20 protein-coding genes are annotated in these 19,661 nt (G+C 56.1%); 8 read left to right on the top strand and 12 right to left on the bottom strand.

Annotated elements, in window-relative coordinates; all coding sequences use genetic code 11:
- Positions 1-5 precede the first annotated feature (5 nt).
- The gene (locus WH298_RS22835; RefSeq protein WP_049853056.1) at positions 6-1,775 is read left to right on the top strand and encodes a GMC family oxidoreductase; all 1,770 of its coding nucleotides are present in this window, start codon (positions 6-8) and stop codon (positions 1,773-1,775) included.
- 2 nt (positions 1,776-1,777) lie between these two features.
- Complete coding sequence (locus WH298_RS22830) at positions 1,778-3,091, top strand: cytochrome c (RefSeq protein WP_180824175.1); 1,314 nt, start codon at positions 1,778-1,780, stop codon at positions 3,089-3,091.
- 63 nt (positions 3,092-3,154) lie between these two features.
- On the opposite strand, the gene WH298_RS22825 is transcribed toward WH298_RS22830, so the two are convergent.
- Both WH298_RS22825 and WH298_RS22820 read right to left on the bottom strand, forming a co-directional pair.
- A complete protein-coding gene (locus tag WH298_RS22825) occupies positions 3,155-3,619 on the bottom strand; it encodes a heme-degrading domain-containing protein (protein ID WP_007889767.1) in 465 nt (154 codons plus the stop codon).
- Positions 3,620-3,787: 168 nt separating this feature from the next.
- Complete coding sequence (locus WH298_RS22820; protein WP_049853058.1) at positions 3,788-4,138, bottom strand: cupin domain-containing protein; 351 nt, start codon at positions 4,136-4,138, stop codon at positions 3,788-3,790.
- A 145-nt stretch (positions 4,139-4,283) separates the two neighbouring features.
- Here WH298_RS22820 and glsB point away from each other — a divergent pair, with 145 nt between their 5' ends.
- The 3 genes from glsB to WH298_RS22805 all read left to right on the top strand — a co-directional run bounded on the left by glsB (position 4,284) and on the right by WH298_RS22805 (position 7,627).
- Positions 4,284-5,207, top strand: coding sequence for a glutaminase B (gene glsB, locus WH298_RS22815; RefSeq protein ID WP_049853059.1), 924 nt, complete (start codon positions 4,284-4,286; stop codon positions 5,205-5,207).
- A 191-nt stretch (positions 5,208-5,398) separates the two neighbouring features.
- Positions 5,399-5,815, top strand: coding sequence for a DUF2946 domain-containing protein (locus WH298_RS22810; RefSeq protein ID WP_180824174.1), 417 nt, complete (start codon positions 5,399-5,401; stop codon positions 5,813-5,815).
- A gap of 72 nt (positions 5,816-5,887) precedes the next feature.
- Complete coding sequence (locus WH298_RS22805) at positions 5,888-7,627, top strand: DUF2534 family protein (protein ID WP_180824173.1); 1,740 nt, start codon at positions 5,888-5,890, stop codon at positions 7,625-7,627.
- 101 nt (positions 7,628-7,728) lie between these two features.
- On the opposite strand, the gene ahr (WH298_RS22800) is transcribed toward WH298_RS22805, so the two are convergent.
- The 3 genes from ahr (WH298_RS22800) to WH298_RS22790 all read right to left on the bottom strand — a co-directional run bounded on the left by ahr (WH298_RS22800) (position 7,729) and on the right by WH298_RS22790 (position 10,339).
- Entirely contained in the window at positions 7,729-8,745 is a 1,017-nt protein-coding gene (gene ahr, locus WH298_RS22800; RefSeq protein WP_180824172.1) for an NADPH-dependent aldehyde reductase Ahr, read from the bottom strand.
- A 185-nt stretch (positions 8,746-8,930) separates the two neighbouring features.
- A complete protein-coding gene (gene ahr / locus WH298_RS22795) occupies positions 8,931-9,947 on the bottom strand; it encodes an NADPH-dependent aldehyde reductase Ahr (protein ID WP_007889780.1) in 1,017 nt (338 codons plus the stop codon).
- A 122-nt stretch (positions 9,948-10,069) separates the two neighbouring features.
- Positions 10,070-10,339, bottom strand: a complete 270-nt coding sequence (locus WH298_RS22790) for a hypothetical protein (RefSeq protein ID WP_180824171.1) — start codon at positions 10,337-10,339, stop codon at positions 10,070-10,072.
- A 289-nt stretch (positions 10,340-10,628) separates the two neighbouring features.
- On the opposite strand from WH298_RS22790, the gene WH298_RS22785 reads away from it, so the two are divergent.
- The 3 genes from WH298_RS22785 to WH298_RS22775 all read left to right on the top strand — a co-directional run bounded on the left by WH298_RS22785 (position 10,629) and on the right by WH298_RS22775 (position 12,983).
- Positions 10,629-11,189 (top strand): hypothetical protein, encoded by a 561-nt coding sequence (locus WH298_RS22785; RefSeq protein WP_049853064.1) that lies wholly within the window; start codon positions 10,629-10,631, stop codon positions 11,187-11,189.
- A 115-nt stretch (positions 11,190-11,304) separates the two neighbouring features.
- A complete protein-coding gene (locus tag WH298_RS22780) occupies positions 11,305-12,228 on the top strand; it encodes an extracellular solute-binding protein (RefSeq protein ID WP_180824170.1) in 924 nt (307 codons plus the stop codon).
- Positions 12,228-12,983, top strand: a complete 756-nt coding sequence (locus WH298_RS22775) for a molybdate ABC transporter permease subunit (RefSeq protein ID WP_180824169.1) — start codon at positions 12,228-12,230, stop codon at positions 12,981-12,983. The genes WH298_RS22780 and WH298_RS22775 overlap by 1 nt, the downstream gene beginning before the upstream one ends.
- A gap of 54 nt (positions 12,984-13,037) precedes the next feature.
- Here WH298_RS22775 and WH298_RS22770 read toward each other — a convergent pair whose 3' ends face one another.
- From WH298_RS22770 to tssF, 7 genes are all read right to left on the bottom strand, one after another.
- On the bottom strand, positions 13,038-13,511 hold the full coding sequence (locus tag WH298_RS22770) for a GlcG/HbpS family heme-binding protein (RefSeq protein ID WP_049853067.1): 474 nt from the start codon (positions 13,509-13,511) through the stop codon (positions 13,038-13,040).
- A gap of 87 nt (positions 13,512-13,598) precedes the next feature.
- A complete protein-coding gene (locus WH298_RS22765; RefSeq protein ID WP_007889789.1) occupies positions 13,599-14,210 on the bottom strand; it encodes a response regulator transcription factor in 612 nt (203 codons plus the stop codon).
- Positions 14,211-14,214: 4 nt separating this feature from the next.
- Positions 14,215-15,522 carry a sensor histidine kinase gene (locus tag WH298_RS22760; RefSeq protein WP_238344511.1) on the bottom strand — a complete coding sequence of 436 codons (1,308 nt, stop codon included), beginning with the start codon at positions 15,520-15,522 and terminating at the stop codon, positions 14,215-14,217.
- A 325-nt stretch (positions 15,523-15,847) separates the two neighbouring features.
- A complete protein-coding gene (gene tssE / locus WH298_RS22755) occupies positions 15,848-16,303 on the bottom strand; it encodes a type VI secretion system baseplate subunit TssE (RefSeq protein WP_180824167.1) in 456 nt (151 codons plus the stop codon).
- On the bottom strand, positions 16,300-16,836 hold the full coding sequence (gene tssJ / locus WH298_RS22750) for a type VI secretion system lipoprotein TssJ (RefSeq protein ID WP_180824166.1): 537 nt from the start codon (positions 16,834-16,836) through the stop codon (positions 16,300-16,302). Before tssJ ends, tssE begins: the two co-directional genes overlap by 4 nt.
- A complete protein-coding gene (gene tssG / locus WH298_RS22745) occupies positions 16,814-17,881 on the bottom strand; it encodes a type VI secretion system baseplate subunit TssG (protein ID WP_180824165.1) in 1,068 nt (355 codons plus the stop codon). The genes tssJ and tssG overlap by 23 nt, the downstream gene beginning before the upstream one ends.
- Complete coding sequence (gene tssF / locus WH298_RS22740) at positions 17,845-19,599, bottom strand: type VI secretion system baseplate subunit TssF (protein ID WP_180824164.1); 1,755 nt, start codon at positions 19,597-19,599, stop codon at positions 17,845-17,847. The genes tssG and tssF overlap by 37 nt, the downstream gene beginning before the upstream one ends.
- Positions 19,600-19,661 lie beyond the last annotated feature (62 nt).

The raw sequence follows: 19,661 nt of genomic DNA, 5'->3' as shown, positions 1-19,661 counted from the left end.
AGTTAATGTCACTAGTAAGAAATAAAGCTGACGTGGTGATCGTCGGCCTGGGTTGGGCCGGTTCGGTGATGGCGGAAGAGCTAACCCGTGCGGGACTCAATGTGGTTGCCATTGAGCGCGGAGCCTGGCGTGATACCTCGACCGATTTCCCGGTCGCCATTGATGCCGATGAACTGCGTTTTCATACCCGCCGTAAAATTTTGCAGCCAATGAGCGTGGAAACCACCACCTTCCGTAACCGCAGCGATCAGCTCGCCGCCCCGGTGCGTAACTGGTCAGCGTTTCAGTTTGGCTGGAACGTCGGCGGCGCAGGCACACACTGGGCTGGCATGTCATGGCGTTTTACGCCGTGGGATTTTGAAGTGGCAAAGCAAACCCGCGAGCGCTACGGCGTTAAAAAGATGCAGGGTTTGCAGCTGCAGGACTGGGGCGTGACCTACGACGACATGGCGCCGTTTTACGATCGCTTTGAGCGTATTGCCGGGACGTCTGGAATCGCCGGCAATCTCAACGGTCAGTTGCAGAAAGGCGGCAACGTGTTTGAAGGACCGCGCTCGCGCGACTATCCGACGCCACCGCTGAAAGATACGCACTGGATGAGCAAATACCGTAAAACCACCGAGAGCATGGGTTATCACCCCTTCACTATCCCTGCAGGTAATCTCTCTCAGGCTTACGTGAACCCACTCGGCGTCAGTATGGGCCCGTGCACCTATTGCGGCTTCTGCGACTTCCACGGCTGCGGCAACTTTTCCAAATCATCACCGCAAGCGTGCATTCTGCCGGTGCTGATGCGCCGCCCGAACTTCACGCTGCTGACCGAAACCGAAGTGCTGCACGCGGTGAAACATGACGATGGCAAAACGGTAAAAGGCGTTAAATTCATCACGCAGGATGGCGTGGAAGGCTTCCAGCCAGCCGATATCGTCTGCATCACTGCTTATCAGATGGATAACGTGCGCCTGATGCTGCTCTCCGGCGTAGGCGAGCAATACAATCCGCTGACCGGTCGCGGCACCATTGGCCGAAACTACAACTATCAAACCTGCTCCACGGTCACCGGTTACTTCGATAACGAATATATGAACCCGTTCATCGGCGGCGGCGCGTTGGCGGTGCAAATTGATGATTTTAACGGCGATAACTTCGATCACAGCGAACTCGATTTCATCGGCGGCGCGGGCATCATGGGCTTCTCCACCAACGGCCGTCCGATTCAAAACATGAATAGCCTGCGTCCTGGCACCAGGCGTTGGGGCAGCGAGTGGAAAGCGGGCTACAAACGCGATTACCAAAGCGCTGGCACCATCTTCTGCCAGGGCACCTCAATGCCGATGCGTGAAGCCTATCTCGATCTCGATCCGAACTATAAAGATCGTCACGGCCAACCGCTGATCCGCACCACCTTCGACTGGAACCAGAACGATGTGCGCATGGCGAGATATGTTACCGACCGCGCTATCAACATCATGAAAGAGATGGGCGGCCAGCACATGGTGGTCGATAACCAGGCAGAGAAGAGCTGGAACCCTTACCAGCAGCACAGTTCGCATACCATTGGTGGTGCGGTGATGGGCGCCGATCCCAGCACCTCGGCCCTCAATCCTTATCTGCAAAGCTGGGATGCGCACAACCTGTTTGTGGTGGGCGCGTCGGCCTTCCCGAATAACGGCGGTTACAACCCCACCATCACCATTGGTGCGCTGGCGGTTCGCGCCGCACAGGCGATTCACCAGAAGTACATCAACAATCCGGCACCGCTGGTGGGGGCGTAATCATGGCGAAAGCAAAGAAAATAACTTACACCCTCGCCGCGCTGGCAGTGCTGGCGGGCATTGCGGCAACAGGCAGATTATGGGTGGTGTTAGACAGCGCTCGCTCCAACGTTGCCGACGATAAGGTGCAGTTGGCCGATTTTCACAGCAACGATGATGCGGCCATCAAACGCGGCGAATATGTGATGCGTCTTGCCGACTGTGCCGCCTGCCACAATGCCGACTTCTCCGGCGGCTACAACATCGATACGCCGTTTGGCGCGCTGAAAACCTCGAACATTTCGCCAGATCGCGCCACCGGAATCGGCAAAATGACCGAGCGCGATTTCTTCAACGCGGTGCGTCAGGGACGTGGCGATCACGGCTTCCTGTATCCGGCGATGCCGTACACCGCGTACACCCAGATGAGCGATGGCGATATGCACGATCTTTGGGCCTACTTCTCGGCGCAAAAACCGGTGAACAACGCCGTAGATGAAAATGCGGGCATGAACTTCCCGTACAACATTCGTCTGGCGATGGCGGGCTGGAACCTGTTGTTCTTTGATAACAATGCGTTTAAACCGCAAACCGCGCAGAACGACGAGTGGAATCGCGGCAAATATATCGTGGATGGTCCAGCGCACTGTAGCGTTTGCCACACCGCGCGCAACGCGCTAGGCGGCGAGATCGGTAGCCAGTATCTGCAAGGCGGTAATCTGGGCAGCTGGTACGCGCCAGACATCACGCCAAATCCACACGCTGGCATTGGTAAATGGAGCGACGCGCAGATTGCCGACTACCTGAAAACTGGCTCCAACGGCGAGAGCGTGGCGGCAGGCCCGATGGCGGAAGCGGTTGAACACTCAACGCAATATTTTAACGATCGCGATCTGCAATCTATCGCCACCTATCTGCGCAGCTTACCAGCGTCGTCCACCGCAAAAGCCAGCGGATTTGTGATGGATAAAGCGCGTCAGGAACAGGCCGCGCTGCGTTATGAAGTGGATTGCTCTGCCTGCCACGGTTTGTCGGGAGAAGGTATCACCGGCATGGTGCCAGCCTTCGCCAGCAATGGCGCGATGCAGAACGATCCGACCAACATGATTCATGCGCTGCTGGATGGCGCTCGTGCGCCGCACACCGAAGGCCGCCCAACGTCCGCAGGCATGCCGGCATTTTCCTGGAAGCTCAACGATCAGGAGATGGCCGACGTGCTCAACTACGTGAGGAATTCGTGGGGCAATCAGGGTGCAGAAGTGAAAGCCAGTCAGGTTGCCGATCTACGTAAAGCCACCGGCGCAGGCGATAAGTTGAAACTGCCCGCGATGAAATAAACAGTCATTTTTTCATCAGAAGTTGAAGCGGCGCGATTTCGCGCGCCGCATCACACTGGATTATCAGCGCAGCAGCTGGGTAATTCCCCACAGCGCTAACGCATGATCGTCTGCGGAAGGTAAACCGCTGATGGTGACGGCGCCGATGATCGCGCCCTGAGAAGTCAGCAATGGGAAGGACCCACCGTGATCGGTGTAATCTTCCTGACGGATATTGCGCTGCTGTGCCATCCGCTCGCCCTTCTGCTCATTAAAAAGTCCCACATACATCGACGAGTGGCCGGTTAACAGCACGGTGTTACGTTTACGTCGCATCCATTCCAGATTCTCTGGCGCAGATCCTGGCAATGCTGCAAGAAATAGCACCTGGCCAAATGCATAGACTTCGATAGCGATAGGCGCATTCTCTTCACGGCCGCGCTGCTGGATGCTTTGTCCAATTTGCCAGGCTAAATCGAAATCAAACTGCGGTAAACGGTGTTCAGCTTCCTGCTGCAACAGGCTGTCCAGAGACGGGAGCGATGACATGATAGAATCCTCTCAAATTGAAATTAATTTTCCATATTTTATAACATGGAATATATTTTTCGCACGTGATGAGGCTCTCAGTTCATTGGTCACTAAGCGGAATCGTGCGCCACCCTCACTACAGGCGCGCCGCTGGACCACTTCGACGCACAGCGTCGACAAGCGTCCTTAAGCCAAATCCATCGGCAGCGCGCCATAATGCACCGCGAGCCACACGGTTGGGCCGCTGCTGTCCGTCCAGTTAACGCGATGGCGGCAGCCTGCTGGAATCTCGACAAAATCGCCGGCATGCAGATGACGCTCCTGCGCTTCGCCTTCCAGCTGCAATCCTGCCGATCCTTGTAAAACCATCACCCATTCACCCTGCGTCTGGCAGTACCAAAAATCGGGTGGACTCGCTTGCCCGGTTGAAACGATGCGTTCGATATGCAGATTAGGCTGCGCAAGCAGCGCTTCAAACGTCTCAGCGCTGCCGTTCTGTGCGGCGGCGGGGAAATCGCGGAACAGGTTGGTTATCATCGCGCGGGCTCTATAGTTAATGAAAACAGCCCGCACTGTAACGCAGGCTTCACCCAGAAGGCTCACAGAATTTCGCGCTGCCGATTGACGCGCTGCGCGCAAATCACCATTATCCGGGCCACGATTGGCTACACGGAGCGTGAAGGTGTCGGAACTCAGTAATGCACTGCTTGAAGAGATAGTTAGCGAAGTTCGCCCATTAACCCAGCAGGGAAAAGTGGCGGATTATATTCCGGCGCTGGCCGATGTAGAGGCCGATCAGCTCGGCATCGCTATTTGCACGCCCGATGGCCGCTGTTTTCAGGCCGGTGATGCCGCGACCCGTTTCTCCATCCAGTCAATCTCCAAAGTGTTGTCACTCAGCGTGGCGCTGACGCTGTACGAAGATGGCGAGATCTGGCAACGCGTCGGTAAAGAGCCTTCCGGGCAGGCATTTAATTCGCTGGTACAGCTGGAGCTGGAACAGGGCAAACCGCGCAATCCGTTTATTAATGCCGGCGCGCTGGTGATGTGCGATCTGCTGGAAAGCCGCCTCACCGCACCGCGTCAGCGCATGCTGGAGATCGTAAGGCGTCTGGCACAGCAACCGGACATCAATTACGACCGCGTCGTGGCGCGTTCTGAATACGAGCATTCGGCGCGCAACGCGGCGATTGCCTGGCTGATGAAATCGTTTGGCAATTTCCACAACGATGTCAGCAAAGTGATGGAAACCTATTTTCACTACTGCTCGCTGGCGATGAGTTGCGAAGAGTTGGCGCGCACCTTCCTGTATCTCGCGAATCACGGCCGCACTCAGGATGACGAATCGGCGGTGATCTCGCCGCGTCAGGCGCGTCAGGTGAATGCATTGATGATGACCAGCGGCATGTACGATGGCGCCGGTGAGTTCGCCTGGCGCGTTGGGATGCCGGCTAAATCAGGCGTCGGTGGCGGTATTGTGGCCGTGATTCCCGGCGAGATGAGTATTGCGGTTTGGTCGCCTGCGTTGGATCACTCGGGCAACTCATTGGCCGGCACCGCGCTGCTGGAAAAACTCACCGAGCGGCTGGGACGATCGATTTTTTGATGTTCTCGGCCCGAGGGGGAATGTTTCTTCTCTGTTTTTATCAAGTTAAATAGAGGTTAACAAACGCAGCGCATTAAGTGACAATTTTCAAAAGGTGCGAATTTTTTCTTAAATAGCCTCTATTTTTTTAACCCATCCATGTCAATCGCGTTACACTTCCGCCTCATTTACGGAATCATCCACTAGCAACCATGACGTTTACACATCACTTCCGCCAGCGTTTGACTGCCTTCGTCGCCATTGTGGCGGTGCTGCTGCTGTTCGTCGCGCCGATTGTGTCGAAAACGTTGATGGAGCGGCAAAACCAGATGCTGGCGATGCCGCAACACAGCATGATGAGCAGCTCAATGAGCCATCATGAGATGATGATGGCGGATATGTCGATGCCCGGCATGAGCCATCACATGATGGATGACGGCGAGTTCGCCTGCGGCTATTGCGATCTGCTGGTGCATGTCCCGCTGCTGATGTGGGTGTTCATCCCGTTCATCTGGCTAATTATGGTGATCTCGCGTGCGCCGCCGCTGCCACATGTGGTTGCGCCGATTGTACGTCGCGTTAGCAGCATCCATCGACCGCGCGCCCCACCTGCACTTCTTCCCTGCTGACTTAATTTATTGCAGTGCACGCTCAACTGTAGCGTTGCGCTAAGACAATTTCTTTTTGGAAGGAAGACGGCTTTGTCTGCTGCTCACTCTGCAGCACCGCGCGGTGCGGTGCTTAATTTGCTACGTCGCTTACATTTTTACATCGGTCTGTTTGTCGCCCCGTTCATCTTTATCGCGGCACTCAGCGGCACGCTTTACGTGTTAACACCCCAGCTGGAAAACCTGATTTATGCCGATGCGCTGACCGCCGAACCGCACGGCAATGCGCAGCCGCTGTCGGCACAAATCACTGCCGCGCGCGCTTATGCTGGGGAGAACCAGCACATCTTCGCGGTACGTCCGGCGCCCGGCGCAACGGACACCACGCGCGTGCAATTCAGCGATTCGTCACTCGGCACTTCGCAGTCACGCGCGGTGTTTATCGATCCTTACAGCCTGAAAGTTGTTGGTGATCTGCCGGTGTATGGCACCAGCGGCGTATTGCCGCTGCGTACTACCATCGACTTACTTCACAGTAGCCTGCTGCTTGGCGATTTCGGGCGCAATTACAGCGAACTGGCCGCATCCTGGCTGTGGGTAGCCGCACTTGGCGGTGTAGTGTTGTGGTTGGGAACGCGTCCAAAACGTAAGCTAAAACAGCCGCGCAAAGGATTTGCCTTCAGCCGCCACTGGCATGTCACGCTCGGTTTAACGCTGGTGGTCGGACTGGTGTTTTTCTCGGTCACTGGCCTGACGTGGTCGCAGTGGGCGGGCGGCAATATTGATCGCATGCGTACCGAGCTAAACTGGCTGACGCCGCAGGTTAATACGTCGCTGAACAGTGATGCGCCCGCAGCCCCCGCCGATCCGCATGCCGATCATATGCCGGATATGGATATGGCGGGCATGAATATGTCGATGTCATCCATGACCAAACCGGCGGCGGCGCCAGCAAAACCGATGCGTAATAACGCCGCCGATGCCGATTGGGATCGCGTCCTAAATGCGGCGCGTCAGGATGGACTCAGCGCGTCCAAACTTGAACTACGTCAGCCGAAAAGCGCGGAAAAAGCGTGGGCAGTAACGGAAATTGACCGCAGTTGGCCAACTCAGGTGGATGCGGTTTCGGTTAATCCACAGGACTTTAGCGTGGTGGACCACGTCTATTTCGATCGTTTCCCGTTAGTTGCGAAGCTGACGCGCTGGGGCGTCGACGCACACATGGGCGTGCTGTTTGGTTTGCCTAATCAGCTGTTGCTGGCGTTCTTTGGTTTGGGTTTGTGCAGCATGATCGTGTTGGGTTATCGCATGTGGTGGATTCGTCGCCCGAAAGATGTGGAAGCGAACCCGGCACAAACCCTGACCGAAAGCTGGATGGTGCTGCCGCATTATGCGAAAGGTGCCTGGTTGATGGTAGCGCTGGCGCTTGGCTATGCGCTGCCGGTGATGGGGGCGAGTTTGCTGGCCTTCCTGCTGGTGGATATTCTACGCTGGCGCAAGCAGCAACGTGCACCGCTGGATGAGGCGGCCCTGCTGGCCTCACAGCAATCGCCGCTGGGCATTATCCGCGCGCGTTTTGCGGTGAAGCGTAAAGAGATGCGCTACTTCCTGCGCGGTTTGTTTATTCTGGCGCTGATTGTTGGTACCGTGATGAGCAACGCCATTATCGGTGGCGTGATCGATCAATATGGCATTCCGTTTAGCCATTGGTCGCTAACCATGTATATCACGCAGGGCTTTATGATCGCGTTATATACCACGGTGTTTACCGCGCTAACGTCGATTCCATTGTGGTATTTCTTCCTCGGCGAGAAGGATGATTCGCGGGGCTGATGTAAAACGGTGCGCACTTTTTCTTTATCAATGCACTAAGTTGTAGCGGCGCAATTTATTGCGCGATAAATCGCGCCGCTACGGTATGTGCTAATACGCGTTTAAAAATCCGCTTTCAACACCACACGATAATGCGCTTTACCCGCGCGCACGTGATCCAGTGCGGCATTCACCTGCGACATCGGAAACGCCTCCACCTGTGGCGCAATATCAGTGCGCGATGCCAGTTTCAATAACGCACGCAGTTGTCCCGGCGAACCGGTAGACGAACCCGTTAACGCCCGATCGCCCACAATCAAACTGAATGCCGGCACTTCAAATGGCTTCATCACCGCGCCGACAGTGTGAAACGCGCCTTTGCGTGCCAGCGCCTGATAATAGGGCCTCCAGTCCAAATCCACCGCCACGGTGCTAATAATCAGGTCAAACTGCCCAGCCAATGCGCTTAACGCCTGCGGATCACGACTGTTTACCACCCGATCGGCGCCCATCGCCTTGATCGAATCGGTTTTCGTCGCTGAGGAGCTGAACGCAGTAACCTGAGCGCCCATGGCGCGTAGCAATTTGATCGCCATATGCCCCAGTCCACCGATGCCAATCACACCAACGCGACTGGTGGCGGAAATGTTGTGCATCAATAGCGGTTTGAACACGGTGATACCGCCGCACAGTAAAGGGCCGGCAGTGGCGATATCCAGCGCCTCCGGTAGCGGAATCACCCATTGCCAGTTGGCACGCAGATGGCTGGCAAAACCGCCGTGATTATTAATGGTCGAGGTTTTACCGTTTTCGCAGTTCACCTGATCGCCTTCAATGCAGGCATCGCAGTGCTGACAGCTTTTCGCCGTCCAGCCGATACCCACGCGTTGGCCTAATTTCAGCCCTTTATTGTGCGCCGCATCACCCAACGCCACGACGCGACCAATCACTTCGTGGCCAGCGATCAAGGGATAGCGCGAACCGCCCCATTCGTTATCAATCATCGACAAATCGGAGTGGCAGACGCCGCAATAATCCACCTCAACCTGCACATCTTCCGCGGCCAGTGGACCGGCATCATATTCGTAAGGCACCAGCGCCTCACCCGCCTGCAGAGCGGCATAGCTGGAAATCTTCATTGCTGTCCTCAATGTTGGGTTTGCTGGCAGCAGTTTATCAAAGCACCACGTAATATTGTGCCGAATAATCAGTTGATTAAGAGGGTGGATGCTGTTTGAAGGGAGGTGAGTGCAGTAAAACGGTGCGCAGGCGTGCGCACCTTGCGACCTGAGGTCGGCATTCATGCCGACCTGGTCATCTGAGGTTAGAAATCAGCTTTCAGAACCACGCGGTAATTGGCTTTACCCGCGCGCACGTGATCCAGCGCTTCATTGATTTTTGACATCGGGAACTCTTCAACCTGCGGCGCGATATCCGCACGCGATGCCAGTTTCATCAGTGAACGCAGCTGGCCTGGCGAACCGGTGGATGAACCGGTCACCGCACGATCGCCCATAATCAGGCTAAACGCGGGTACTTCGAACGGTTTCATCACCGCGCCAACGGTGTGGAACTTGCCATGCGGCGCCAACGCCTGGAAGTACGGCTGCCAGTCAAGATCGACCGCGACCGTGCTGATAATCAGATCAAATTGTCCGGCCAGTGCATTCAGCGCCTGCGGATCGCGGCTATTCACCACACGATCGGCACCCATCGCTTTAATTGACTCGGTTTTGCTGGCGTTGGAGCTGAACGCCGTCACTTCGGCACCCATCGCGCGCAGCAGTTTGATCGCCATGTGGCCTAAGCCACCAATGCCAATCACGCCGACGCGGCTGGTGGCGGTGACATGATGCATCAACAGTGGTTTAAACACGGTGATGCCGCCGCACAGCAGCGGGCCTGCTGAGGTGTAATCCATCGCTTCTGGCAGCGGGATCACCCATTGCCAGTCGGCACGCAGATGGCTGGCAAAACCGCCCTTGTTCATGATGGTGGGCACGGAACCATTTTCACAGTTGACGTGTTCGCCGTTGATGCAGGCATTACAGTGCTGACAGCTTTTTGCCGTCCAGCCGATGCCCACACGCTGGCCGACTTTCAACCCTTTGGTCTGCGCTGCAGCACCTAACGCGCTGATACGACCAATCACTTCATGGCCGGCAATCACCGGAAAGGAGGAGATGCCCCATTCGTTATCAATCATCGATAGATCTGAGTGGCACACTCCGCAGTAATCGACCTCAACCTGCACCTCTTCCGCAGCCAGTTCACCTGCCTCATACTCGTAAGGCACCAGCGCTTCACCCGCATTCAAGGCGGCATAACTTTTGATTTTCATTACTGTCCTCTGTATCTACGTTTTTGACAGGGCAAGTCTAGCAGAGCGTGTTTACCGCTCATGACCATAAATCCGCCACTTAGTCACTTTGCCGCGAATAGACAGGGGAAAAGCATCCAGGGTTAAAGAGGATCGTGATTAAGCGGCGAGCGGTACGCCACGCGCGCTTCTTCTATCAGTTGGCTGGCGGTGACCGTGGGCGGTAAGCGCATCAGCACTTTGCTCGCTTGCCAGTAACAGAGCACCATTAATTCATCTGTTTCGCTTTCAGCCATCTCCAGCAGCCGCTCGCGCAGTGTGGGGACGTCCAGCGTTTGTTGCTCATCCATAAGTTCTGCAATGGTTTCATTGAGAACATGATGGATGATTTTCCAGGAGAGATTGGCAAACACATTGAACCTCGATGCTTAACGTTTGGCTCCAGGCAAATGAATCAAAAATGCTGCAAGAAATAAAATTGAAACAGAACTAACTATAGCCGCTTATTTTCTGCACAAAGGCGCTGCGGACTGACTTTCTTGTAGCTCGCGGATCTATAAAACGATTTTTATTTCAGCACATTTTCGCCAGCCGAATGGCCTTGTAACAAAAAAGCACAAGCCTGCACTGGCTGTCGGCGCAGCGCTTTGCCAAAGTAAGGCAGCGTTATCCGTTCAACTCCATTTTCTACAGGGAATAACAATGAACCAATCCGCCGCATTACATGCCGACCCGCTGGTTTGGGGCCACGGCCCGAAGGTGTTTGAAGTGTTTCTGGAGCCGACCTGCCCGTTCTCGGTACGCGCATTCAATAAACTGGATGCGCTGCTGCAGTTAGTGGGAGAAGAGAAGATGACGCTGAAGATTCGTCTGCAATCGCAGCCATGGCACATGTATTCCGGCGTGATTGTGCGTTACATCCTTGCCGCTTCCACTTTGCCTGAGGGCAAAGCGGCCGCTAAAAAGGTGCTGCAGGCGGTCGCCGATCATCGTGAAGAGTTCGAGTTTACCGATCACAGCCACGGTCCAAATATGGATGCCACGCCCAATCAGATACTCGATCGTCTGGAGAAATACAGCGGCGTAAACGCTCGCGAGCCTTTCCTGCGCGCCGAGTTGCAGAACGAGATTAAATGGCACAGTAAATATTCGCGTCAAAATGGCATTCATGTGTCGCCGACTTTCATCACCAACGGTTTGGTGCAGCTGGATATTGGCAGCGGTGACGACATCGAATCCTGGGCAAAGCGCATCCTCGCTTAGCCGCTTCGGCCCGTTGCGACGGGCCTTTGGTATGATTTCGCAATAGATTTTCGCTTGCACTGTCTGCACCAATTCCGATAATCGCTATCTACCTAATTATATAGCGAGAAAGGGAATGCGATTTACTCACCTCAGCGCGCTGCTGCTTACCGTCGGCGCGGGCTTAACGCTGCATGCACAAGCCAATACCGATATCCGCGTCACTTATGCCGGTTCGATGGGTAAAGTGATGGATCAATCTTTAGGTCCAGCTTTCGCTAAACAAAACAACGGCAACTATGAAGGCCAGGGTCAGGGCGCCTATGGCATGGCACGTTTGCTGGCGAGCAAGAAAATCACCGCTGATGTGTTTGTCTCGATTACGCCGGGGCCGATGCAAATCCTGAAGGATGCGGGATTGATTGATGACGCGATTCCAGTGGCGAGCACCAGCATGGTGGTGGCCTATAGCCCGAAAGGCAAATACGCGCAGCAGTTCGCGCAGGCCAAAGGCAGTGATGCCAGCTGGCTGAAGGTATTGGCAACGCCGGGCATTAAATTTGGTCGCACCGATCCGATCAACGATCCCAAAGGTCAGAACATCATCTTTACCCTGCTGCTGGCTGAGAAATATTATCAGCAGCCAGGCATCGCCGATAAAATCATGGGCGGCTATCAAAACCCGGCGCAAACCCATCTGGAAGGCGGCCTGCTGACGCGTCTGGAGAGCGGCCAGGTGGATGCTGCGGCGGGGTATGAGAGCGAGGTGATCTCCGCACACCTGCCCTACGTGGCGCTGCCCGACGAGATTAATCTGAGTAATCCGGCGATGGCGAAACAGTGGTACGACACGGTGAGTTTCAATGTGAAAGACAGCGCAGGCAAAGACAAAGTGCTGCACACCCAGCCGCTGGTTTACTACGCCGCGGTGCTGAAAAATGCCCCACACGGCGCGGCTGCAGGTCAAGCCTTTGTGGATTTTATGCTGAGCCAGCCGGGCCAGGCGCTGTTTAAACAGAATGGTTATGCCGCGCCGAAAGGCGGTTCCCTCTACCCGTAATGAAAACCCGTCACGCCACTGCGCTGTGGCTGTCACTGCCGGCACTGCTGCTGTTGGCGGTGCCCTTTATCACGTTGATTGGCGTTACGCACTGGCAGCATCTGCAGCTGGCGTGGGGCGATGGCAATGCCATCGCGACCTCGCTTGGCCTGGGTGCTGTCGCGCTGATACTGATTTTTGTCAGTGGATTGCCGGTGGCGTGGTGGTTGTCGCAGGCACGCGGTCGTGCGCGATTGATCGTTGAATTGCTGGTGATGATTCCGCTGCTGACGCCGCCGCTGGCAATGGGCATTTTGCTGGTCAGCGCTTACGGCCCTTACAGTTTGCCAGGTGAGCTGTTGGGGAGGTTTGGCTGGACGCTGGTTAACAATCCTGCCGCGTTTATTCTCGCGCAATGGTATGGCGCGCTGCCCTACTTCGTCACCACCGCACGTTCCGCGTTTGCCGGCGTACCGCAGGATATTCTGGAAGCGGGTCGCACGCTTGGCGCTTCTGCGTGGCAACGTTTCTGGCGTTTGTCGATACCGCTGGCCGCGCCGGGATTGGCCTCCGCTAGCGCATTAGCATGGGCGCGAGCAATGGGCGAATTTGGCATCGTGATGATCTTTGCTTATTTCCCCCAAGGCATGCCGGTTCAGCTGTATAACAACCTGCAAAACAACGGTATTGATGCGGTTTATGTACTGCTGTGGCTGCTGCTGCTGTTTACTTTGCCGGTGCCGTTGATCAGCTTTGCGCTGTCACGACGCGTGTAAGGTCGTCATTGATGGCGACCAGGTGCGCATCCATGCGCACCTTACGCAAAACGATTACTGAATCGCTTTCAGCGCATCCATCGCACAGGCTTCATCCAGATTACCGCCCGGCGCACCGCCGATACCAATCGCGCCAATCACCTGATCGCCGCTTTTCACTGGCACACCGCCAGCCAGCAGCAGGAAGCCTGGAATATCACGCATATTCTGCGCACCGGCATTGTTCTGCGCCGCTTCCATCACTTTACCGCTTGGGTTTTTGGTGCTCAGCGCGGTGTAAGCTTTCATCTGACTGGCTTCGACGGTATGCGGACCGGCGTTATCCATGCGCTGCACGGCTTTAACCAGACCAGCGCGATCCACGACGGTCACGGTAACGTTATAGTTTTTCGCTGCGCACGACTGAATCGCGGCGCTTGCCAGCTTCTGTGCATCTTCCAGCGAAAGGTTGGATGCGGTTAATGCCGCGTGGCTACCGAAGGAAATAAAGGCCGCCGCAGCGGCAATCAGAGAAAGGCGAATGTTCATGGGTCACTCCTGAGTAGTTGATGAGTGACACTTTACGGTGCAGAGCGGGAAAGAAATATTCGGGCGATTACGCGTTCGACCTGGTAGTTATACCTGGTTCAGCTGCTGCCAGGCGTGAATCAGCTGGGCGAGATTACTCAGCTCAAGCTTGGCAAACACCGCGGCCCGGTGCGCTTCAACGGTGCGCGGTGACAGCGATAAATCCCGCGCGATCTCTTTGCTGGTTTGCCCGGCAATCATCAACTGCATCACTTCACTTTCGCGCGCGGATAGCAGGGCAAAACGCGCCTGCAAACCCTGTTGCGATTGCCAGCGTTGCGCACGCTGCTCACTTTCGTTTATCGCCTGGTGAATGGTTTCCAGCAGCGGTTCAATATCCAGCGGCTTGGTGAAGAACTCAAACGCGCCCTGACGAAACGCGCGACGGCAGGCTTCAATGGTGCCGTGGCCAGTCATAATGATCACCGGCAGCAGCGGATGACGATCGCCCTGCTCCGCCAGCCAGCTCAGACCGCTAATGCCCGGCATGCGCACATCCAACAGCAAACAGCCGCGCAGCGGCTCCAGCGCTTGAGTGGCCGCTTCAAACGAGGCCAAATCAGCAAAATCTGCCACGTCGTATTCCAGTGTTTTCAGCAGAAAACCGAGCGATTCCCGTACCGATAAATCATCGTCCACTAACCAAACCTTCGCGCCCATTCCTTTACTCCGCCAGTTGGAAAATTAAGGTGATTTCCGCGCCGCCCTCAGCGCGATTCCCCAGCCTAAGCTGGCCATTCATACGTAACATCAAACTCTCGACCAGCGTCATGCCTAATCCCATGCTGTTGGCGCGCGAGCTATAAAACGGCATACAGGCCTGCGCTAATCCTTCCGCAGAGAAACCCGGGCCGTTATCGCTGATGATGATTTTGATACCTTGCGGAACCTGTTCCGATGCAATTTTCACCCACGCATCCGGGCGTCCCTGCTGCATGTGAATCGCGTTTTGCAGCAGGTTATGAAACACCTGCTCCAGCCACTGGGGATCGCTGAGCACCTTGGCCTGACCATGCTGAAACTGCTGGCGCAACGCCACATCACCATCATCCAGCTCCTGCTGCAGCAGGAGCGTCACGCGCCGCCATACCGCTTCGGGGTTAACGGCAGTCATTGCCACCGGACGTTCACTGACGATGTCGCGAAAACGTTGCAGCAATCCTGCAAGGCGCTCGGTTTGCAGACTCATAGCATTGAGCGCTTGCGGCAGATTCTCGTGTTTGCCCTGTTTCAGCAGCAGTTGGCTGCTGTGCAGCCAGGTGTTGATCGCGGTCAGCGGCTGGTTAATTTCATGGATAATGCCCGCGGTGAACTCGCCCAAGGCTTCGCGACGCGTGCGCTGAAAATAGTCGGCGCGCAATCGCATCTCTATGTGCTGGCGCCAGTGGCGCAGCAGCCACCAGCCGAGTCCGCCGATCACCAGCCACAATAGCAGCGCCAACATAAACGGCAGCGCATGCAGCGCGCGCAGATCAGGATTAGCGCTGCCTTTGAGTAAAAACGGTTGATAGTGATTAATGAACGGTCGCTGCCATTGCCAGCGGGCATTTGCATCATAGTTTGGCGTCTGAATCGCCGTTGGCGCATGAATATGAAAGGCCAGTGCCAGCGCCACGTCCGAGGTTTGCAGCGCAAAATGCAAATCCACCAGCATGCGTATCTGACGATAGGGATTGTAAAGCCAGTATTGACCGCCGCTGACCTCTTCAAAACGCGGCGCTGTTAACGCACGATTCACCGTGTGTTCGATCAAAACCAGCTGCGGAAATTTCGACTGTAACAAGGCAAGATCTTCGTCACCGGTCAGTAACGGCAACAGCGTTTCATTCTGCGTTTGATAGGCCGCGAGTCGATTAAACTGTTGGTTGAAATGCGCTTCGCCCGCGCGCTGTTGCTGCAAAATTTGATCGGCGAACAGTGCGATCAAGGTGATCAACGTTAACAACAGCCAGACCAGCCAATACCTTTTCATCCATGGTCGGTAAGTGTGAGGCATAAATTTCCATCGCTCTGCAGTCAAAAAAACCTCCATTGCGCATAGCGAGGAGGTCAGCTCTTAACGAGTTAAGTCAAACGTTGTAACCCGCGCCGTATAGGGATTCAATGACTTTCCCTGGATTGCTATGGTTTTCAGAAGTCTACCTGGATTGACCATAATTATCAGTGGATCTTGCTATGGATGGTGAAGGTAAGATTTTAGCATTACAGCAATCCAGGCTGCATGCCATGAGCAGGGCTCTACGCCGGTCGTTAGATAGTGATGTTGAGATGAAGTCATTGCTGTATTCGGTGATGGCTCAAAGGGGTGCACGGGCATCCAGATAGTGCTGCTGTTTCATATGGCGGATCATCATGCGGCCTTCCGGCATAAATTCGGTGCCGAAGCGAACCAGCCCGATCTCTTTAAGTTCGGCATCAATGGCATAACGCAGCTCGCCGGGCATATTCTGTTCCAGCAACACCACGTCAAGGCGCTTCAGGCGCGGCTCGTATTTCAGCAGCACCGCAGAGAGCGTATACAGCAGTTGATGCGCGGTGCCGGGCATGCCCTGCAGGATGCGCGTCATATCGGGCAGGCCGTAATCGGGGATATGCGATAGCGATCCGGCGCGGGTATTGAGGATGCGCTGCATGTTATCGAGCACGGAGAGGATCACCTGATCCTGCTCCTTCACGCGATCCAGCTCAAGACCACCAGAAAAGCTGCCTTTCAGCAGCTCATACAGCGAAGGTTGATGATTGCCGCCACTCATGGTTTTGCCTCGCTGATCAGGCGCAGGCTGTTGCTGCTTAACTCAATCACGCGTGCTTTATCCGGATCCAAATCGTTGCGCTCCAGCACCAGCCGCCAGCTGTTTTTCGTCATATCCGGCTGCTGGAACAGTGCGACTACCGCGACAAATTTTGCTTCTTTTTCCATCGGCATATTCAGCGACACGTCGCCGCCCGGCGTCAGCACCACGTCACGATCGGCGAGGAGTTCTGACTTGAGCACGTTCGCTGCATCGCCGGTCAGTTGCTGATATACCGCGCCGTCGAACGCCTTACGCTCGCTGAGCTGGAACACGCGCACCATCACCGGCTGCGACAGCGGATTATGCTCGCGGCTGTCGCTGTTGAGGCTTTCACGCGCGCTGAAATCAAGGTGCAGGGTTTTAATCTGCTTGTAGAAAATCGCGTCAAACGCCGCGACGGATCCCTCAGTGACTTTCTGCTGCAAACCGCAGCCGCCAAGCAGTAACAGTGCGCTGCACATCATAATGTTAATCAAAGTGGTAACTGACACGTCGCTGCTCCTCGCAGGGTTTGACCGGGCTCATGCCTGCATAGCAGCCCAGTTCAGTGGTAAAGGTTTGGGGGATATCGCTGCACCCGTGGTCCGCGCCGAGCACGCCGGTCATGCCGAGCCAGAACGGCGCATCGCCCAGTTCCGGCGGGGCCAGCAGTTGGGTATCAAGACACAGCCGGATGCGCGCGCGATAGCGCCAGCCAAGATAGACGCGCAGCATCACCAGAAAGTCCTGATACAGCTGGCCATCCGGCAGCCAGCGATGAGCCTCATCCGGGCAGGCGGTCTGCAGTTCAATCAGTAGCTGGCTGTTAGCATCCATCGCTTCATCGCCGAGCGGCGCATTGCCGTCGAGTACGAACTCGCATTCCAGCGGATGGCTTACCGGCACCGGGCGCAGACAGTGCGGCTGCACGCGAACCGAGGTGCCAGGCGCCAGTAAACGCACCAGCGCGCGAATGCCCTCTTCCGTTCTGCCCGGCTGGCGCATGACGCCGAGTAGCGCCAGAAAGCGCGAAACCGGCGTGGCGATATGCCTGCCGGTGCCCGGAATACCCAGCCCCACCAGCCCGAGCAGCGACTGCGAGGTCTTATCGCTGCCGCCCGCTTCAAAAGTTGCCGGATACGAGTATTTGCGCCAGATGCGATAAAACTGCGTCAGGATGCGATGATTGAAAATATCGAGAAAACCCTGCAGCGCTTCATGCCCTTCATCGCGCTGGGTGATGTCATCGATATAGCTGCCGGGCAGCGGCGAATCCACGCCGTATAAACCCAAAAACGTGGTGCGTACCACCGGCGGCGCGGCGGCATCGGTTTCAGGGTATTCAACCGCTTTCAGCTCGCCAGCCGGAAAACCCATGCCGGGATGCGGCAGCAGCCGCACCGCGTCGTTTTCCGGTTTGTTAGTGCTGCCCAGCGGCGGCTTATCTTTGTGTTGATGCTCTATCAGCTGACAGAAGCGGTAAAAGTTCAGCCGCGTCAGCTCCTGCTCCAGCCGTGGTGTCAGCCGGAAATGCGGCGATTGTGCTTCTCTTCCCATTCGAGGCGCTCTCCGGTTGGCTGCAGGATTAAAATCAGACGGTTAAACAGGTGGATATCGGTATACAACGCGAAGAAGCGGCTGAGCATTTCGCCAAACAGGCAGATATCGCCGCTGCCGGCAAAGCCGCTGCTGTCGAGGGTGATTTCAATCTGCACGCCGCGCAGCAAATAGCCCTGCTCAAAGCGTTCGGTCTCTTTATGGCAAACGTGCAGTATCGCTTCCAGACGACGGCGATTCATTTCGCTGTTCGTCCAGTCATACAGCGCCAGCGTGCCGCGCAGCACTTCGGCGTTATCCATCATCCACAGAAAACTTGAGCCGAGATGGCTTAGCACGCGCCAGTGAAAACGGTCGCGATTGGGCGGATAACACGGCAGCGTTGGCGCACACAGGTTGCGCACCTGCATCGCCACGTCGGTACTGCTGACGGCGGTATCCAGCAACGTGCTCTGCAACGCGCGTCGCGGCAGCTGGCCGTTGGTGCCGGTGACGCTCACCGACAGGCTTTCGTTTTCCGGCTGGCTGTGATTATCAAAGGCTTCGCCGCCGAGGATCATCCAGGTTTCATGCAGCCCGGACGGGCCGCGCCGCACGCGCGTGTGATAGTAATGTTCCGGCGCTTCGTGACGCAGCATGCCGCCTTTATGGCGGAAGCTGCTGAACGGTACGTACGGCAGACCTTTCGAGGAAATCACTGAATCCACCGAGTAAATTTCGGTGTGTCCGTCCTGAACGCGCATCGGGCGCAGCATATATTCGGTCTGTAATCCGTTGATCATCAGCGGATCAGATTCCATCGCGAAAAGATTAATCACCGGCACGGCGTTGAGGCGCAGATGCTTTTCGCTGAACTGGAAATCATGCTCCCAGCGCTGGGCCAGCACCACATCGAGTTCAAACCACGGCAGAGAGGCAGGCAGCGCCACCTGCTCCAGTCCGCGCAGATTCACCGCCATAAACTTCTCGCGGAAGGTGAAGTATTCCAGCAGCAGCTGATAGCCGCTAAAGCTGCCCTCATCGCCCGGCCACAGCCGATCTTCCTCGCTGAAGCCCTGCGCGCTGAAGTGCCCGTCAAAGCGGCGGCTGTCGGGTTCGCCAGGCAGACGCAGTGCCATGCTGGCGACGTTGAGCGTTAATGCTTCGTGCAGCGCGCAGGCCAGTGGCGCATCCGCGTTGAGATAGAGCGGAATGTGGCTGACATCAATGCGGCTCCAGTCGGCCAGCGCGCTACCGTTAAAGCGCAGGCGGATCACTGAGCGTCCGGTGGCATCGGTTGACAGCACCGTCGATTCCAGCGCCAGCGGCAAAACCGTTACGTCGCGGGTGGTGGTGTAGCGACAGCGCGTACCTTTCTCACCCACCGGACGCGAAATCACCTCAAAACCGCGCGCCAGCCGCATCGGCTCCTTCATTTCACGCCAGTCGGGCGTGAACTCCACCACCGACATCGACGGAATGGTGCGCAAGTAGTGTGGCCACAACAGGCTCACCAGACCTTCGGTCAGTTCCGGCAGGTCATCATCGAGCTTTTCCCGCAGCCGGCCGACCATAAAGGCAAAGCCTTCGAACAGTCGTTCAACGTAAGGGTCGCGGGCGCCGGCTTTGTCGAGATTGAGCATCGCCGCCTGTTCAGGGTGTGCGCGAGCGAACTCTTCGCCCGCTTCCTGCAGGTAGCGCATTTCAGCGTCGTAATAACGCAGGGTTAAGTCGTCCATGGTATTCACTAAGTGATGTGCCGCCGGTGAGAATCAGGCGACAGAAAGTTGAAAGGCGGATG

This window comes from Pantoea nemavictus, from assembly GCF_037479095.1.
GTDB lineage: Bacteria > Pseudomonadota > Gammaproteobacteria > Enterobacterales > Enterobacteriaceae > Pantoea > Pantoea nemavictus.
This window is presented reverse-complemented; position numbering and strand designations above follow the sequence as displayed.

What these genes read in the sequence shown, in the direction of transcription:
- WH298_RS22835 (WP_049853056.1), top strand. Translation starts at nt 6, where the DNA reads ATGTCACTAGTAAGAAATAAAGCTGACGTGGTGATCGTCGGCCTGGGT.
- WH298_RS22830 (WP_180824175.1), top strand. Translation starts at nt 1,778, where the DNA reads ATGGCGAAAGCAAAGAAAATAACTTACACCCTCGCCGCGCTGGCAGTG.
- WH298_RS22825 (WP_007889767.1), bottom strand. Translation starts at nt 3,619, where the DNA reads ATGTCATCGCTCCCGTCTCTGGACAGCCTGTTGCAGCAGGAAGCTGAA.
- WH298_RS22820 (WP_049853058.1), bottom strand. Translation starts at nt 4,138, where the DNA reads ATGATAACCAACCTGTTCCGCGATTTCCCCGCCGCCGCACAGAACGGC.
- WH298_RS22810 (WP_180824174.1), top strand. Translation starts at nt 5,399, where the DNA reads ATGACGTTTACACATCACTTCCGCCAGCGTTTGACTGCCTTCGTCGCC.
- ahr (WP_180824172.1), bottom strand. Translation starts at nt 8,745, where the DNA reads ATGAAGATTTCCAGCTATGCCGCTCTGCAGGCGGGTGAGGCGCTGGTG.
- ahr (WP_007889780.1), bottom strand. Translation starts at nt 9,947, where the DNA reads ATGAAAATCAAAAGTTATGCCGCCTTGAATGCGGGTGAAGCGCTGGTG.
- WH298_RS22785 (WP_049853064.1), top strand. Translation starts at nt 10,629, where the DNA reads ATGAACCAATCCGCCGCATTACATGCCGACCCGCTGGTTTGGGGCCAC.
- WH298_RS22780 (WP_180824170.1), top strand. Translation starts at nt 11,305, where the DNA reads ATGCGATTTACTCACCTCAGCGCGCTGCTGCTTACCGTCGGCGCGGGC.
- WH298_RS22775 (WP_180824169.1), top strand. Translation starts at nt 12,228, where the DNA reads ATGAAAACCCGTCACGCCACTGCGCTGTGGCTGTCACTGCCGGCACTG.
- WH298_RS22770 (WP_049853067.1), bottom strand. Translation starts at nt 13,511, where the DNA reads ATGAACATTCGCCTTTCTCTGATTGCCGCTGCGGCGGCCTTTATTTCC.
- WH298_RS22765 (WP_007889789.1), bottom strand. Translation starts at nt 14,210, where the DNA reads ATGGGCGCGAAGGTTTGGTTAGTGGACGATGATTTATCGGTACGGGAA.
- WH298_RS22760 (WP_238344511.1), bottom strand. Translation starts at nt 15,522, where the DNA reads ATGAAAAGGTATTGGCTGGTCTGGCTGTTGTTAACGTTGATCACCTTG.
- tssE (WP_180824167.1), bottom strand. Translation starts at nt 16,303, where the DNA reads ATGAGTGGCGGCAATCATCAACCTTCGCTGTATGAGCTGCTGAAAGGC.
- tssG (WP_180824165.1), bottom strand. Translation starts at nt 17,881, where the DNA reads ATGGGAAGAGAAGCACAATCGCCGCATTTCCGGCTGACACCACGGCTG.
- tssF (WP_180824164.1), bottom strand. Translation starts at nt 19,599, where the DNA reads ATGGACGACTTAACCCTGCGTTATTACGACGCTGAAATGCGCTACCTG.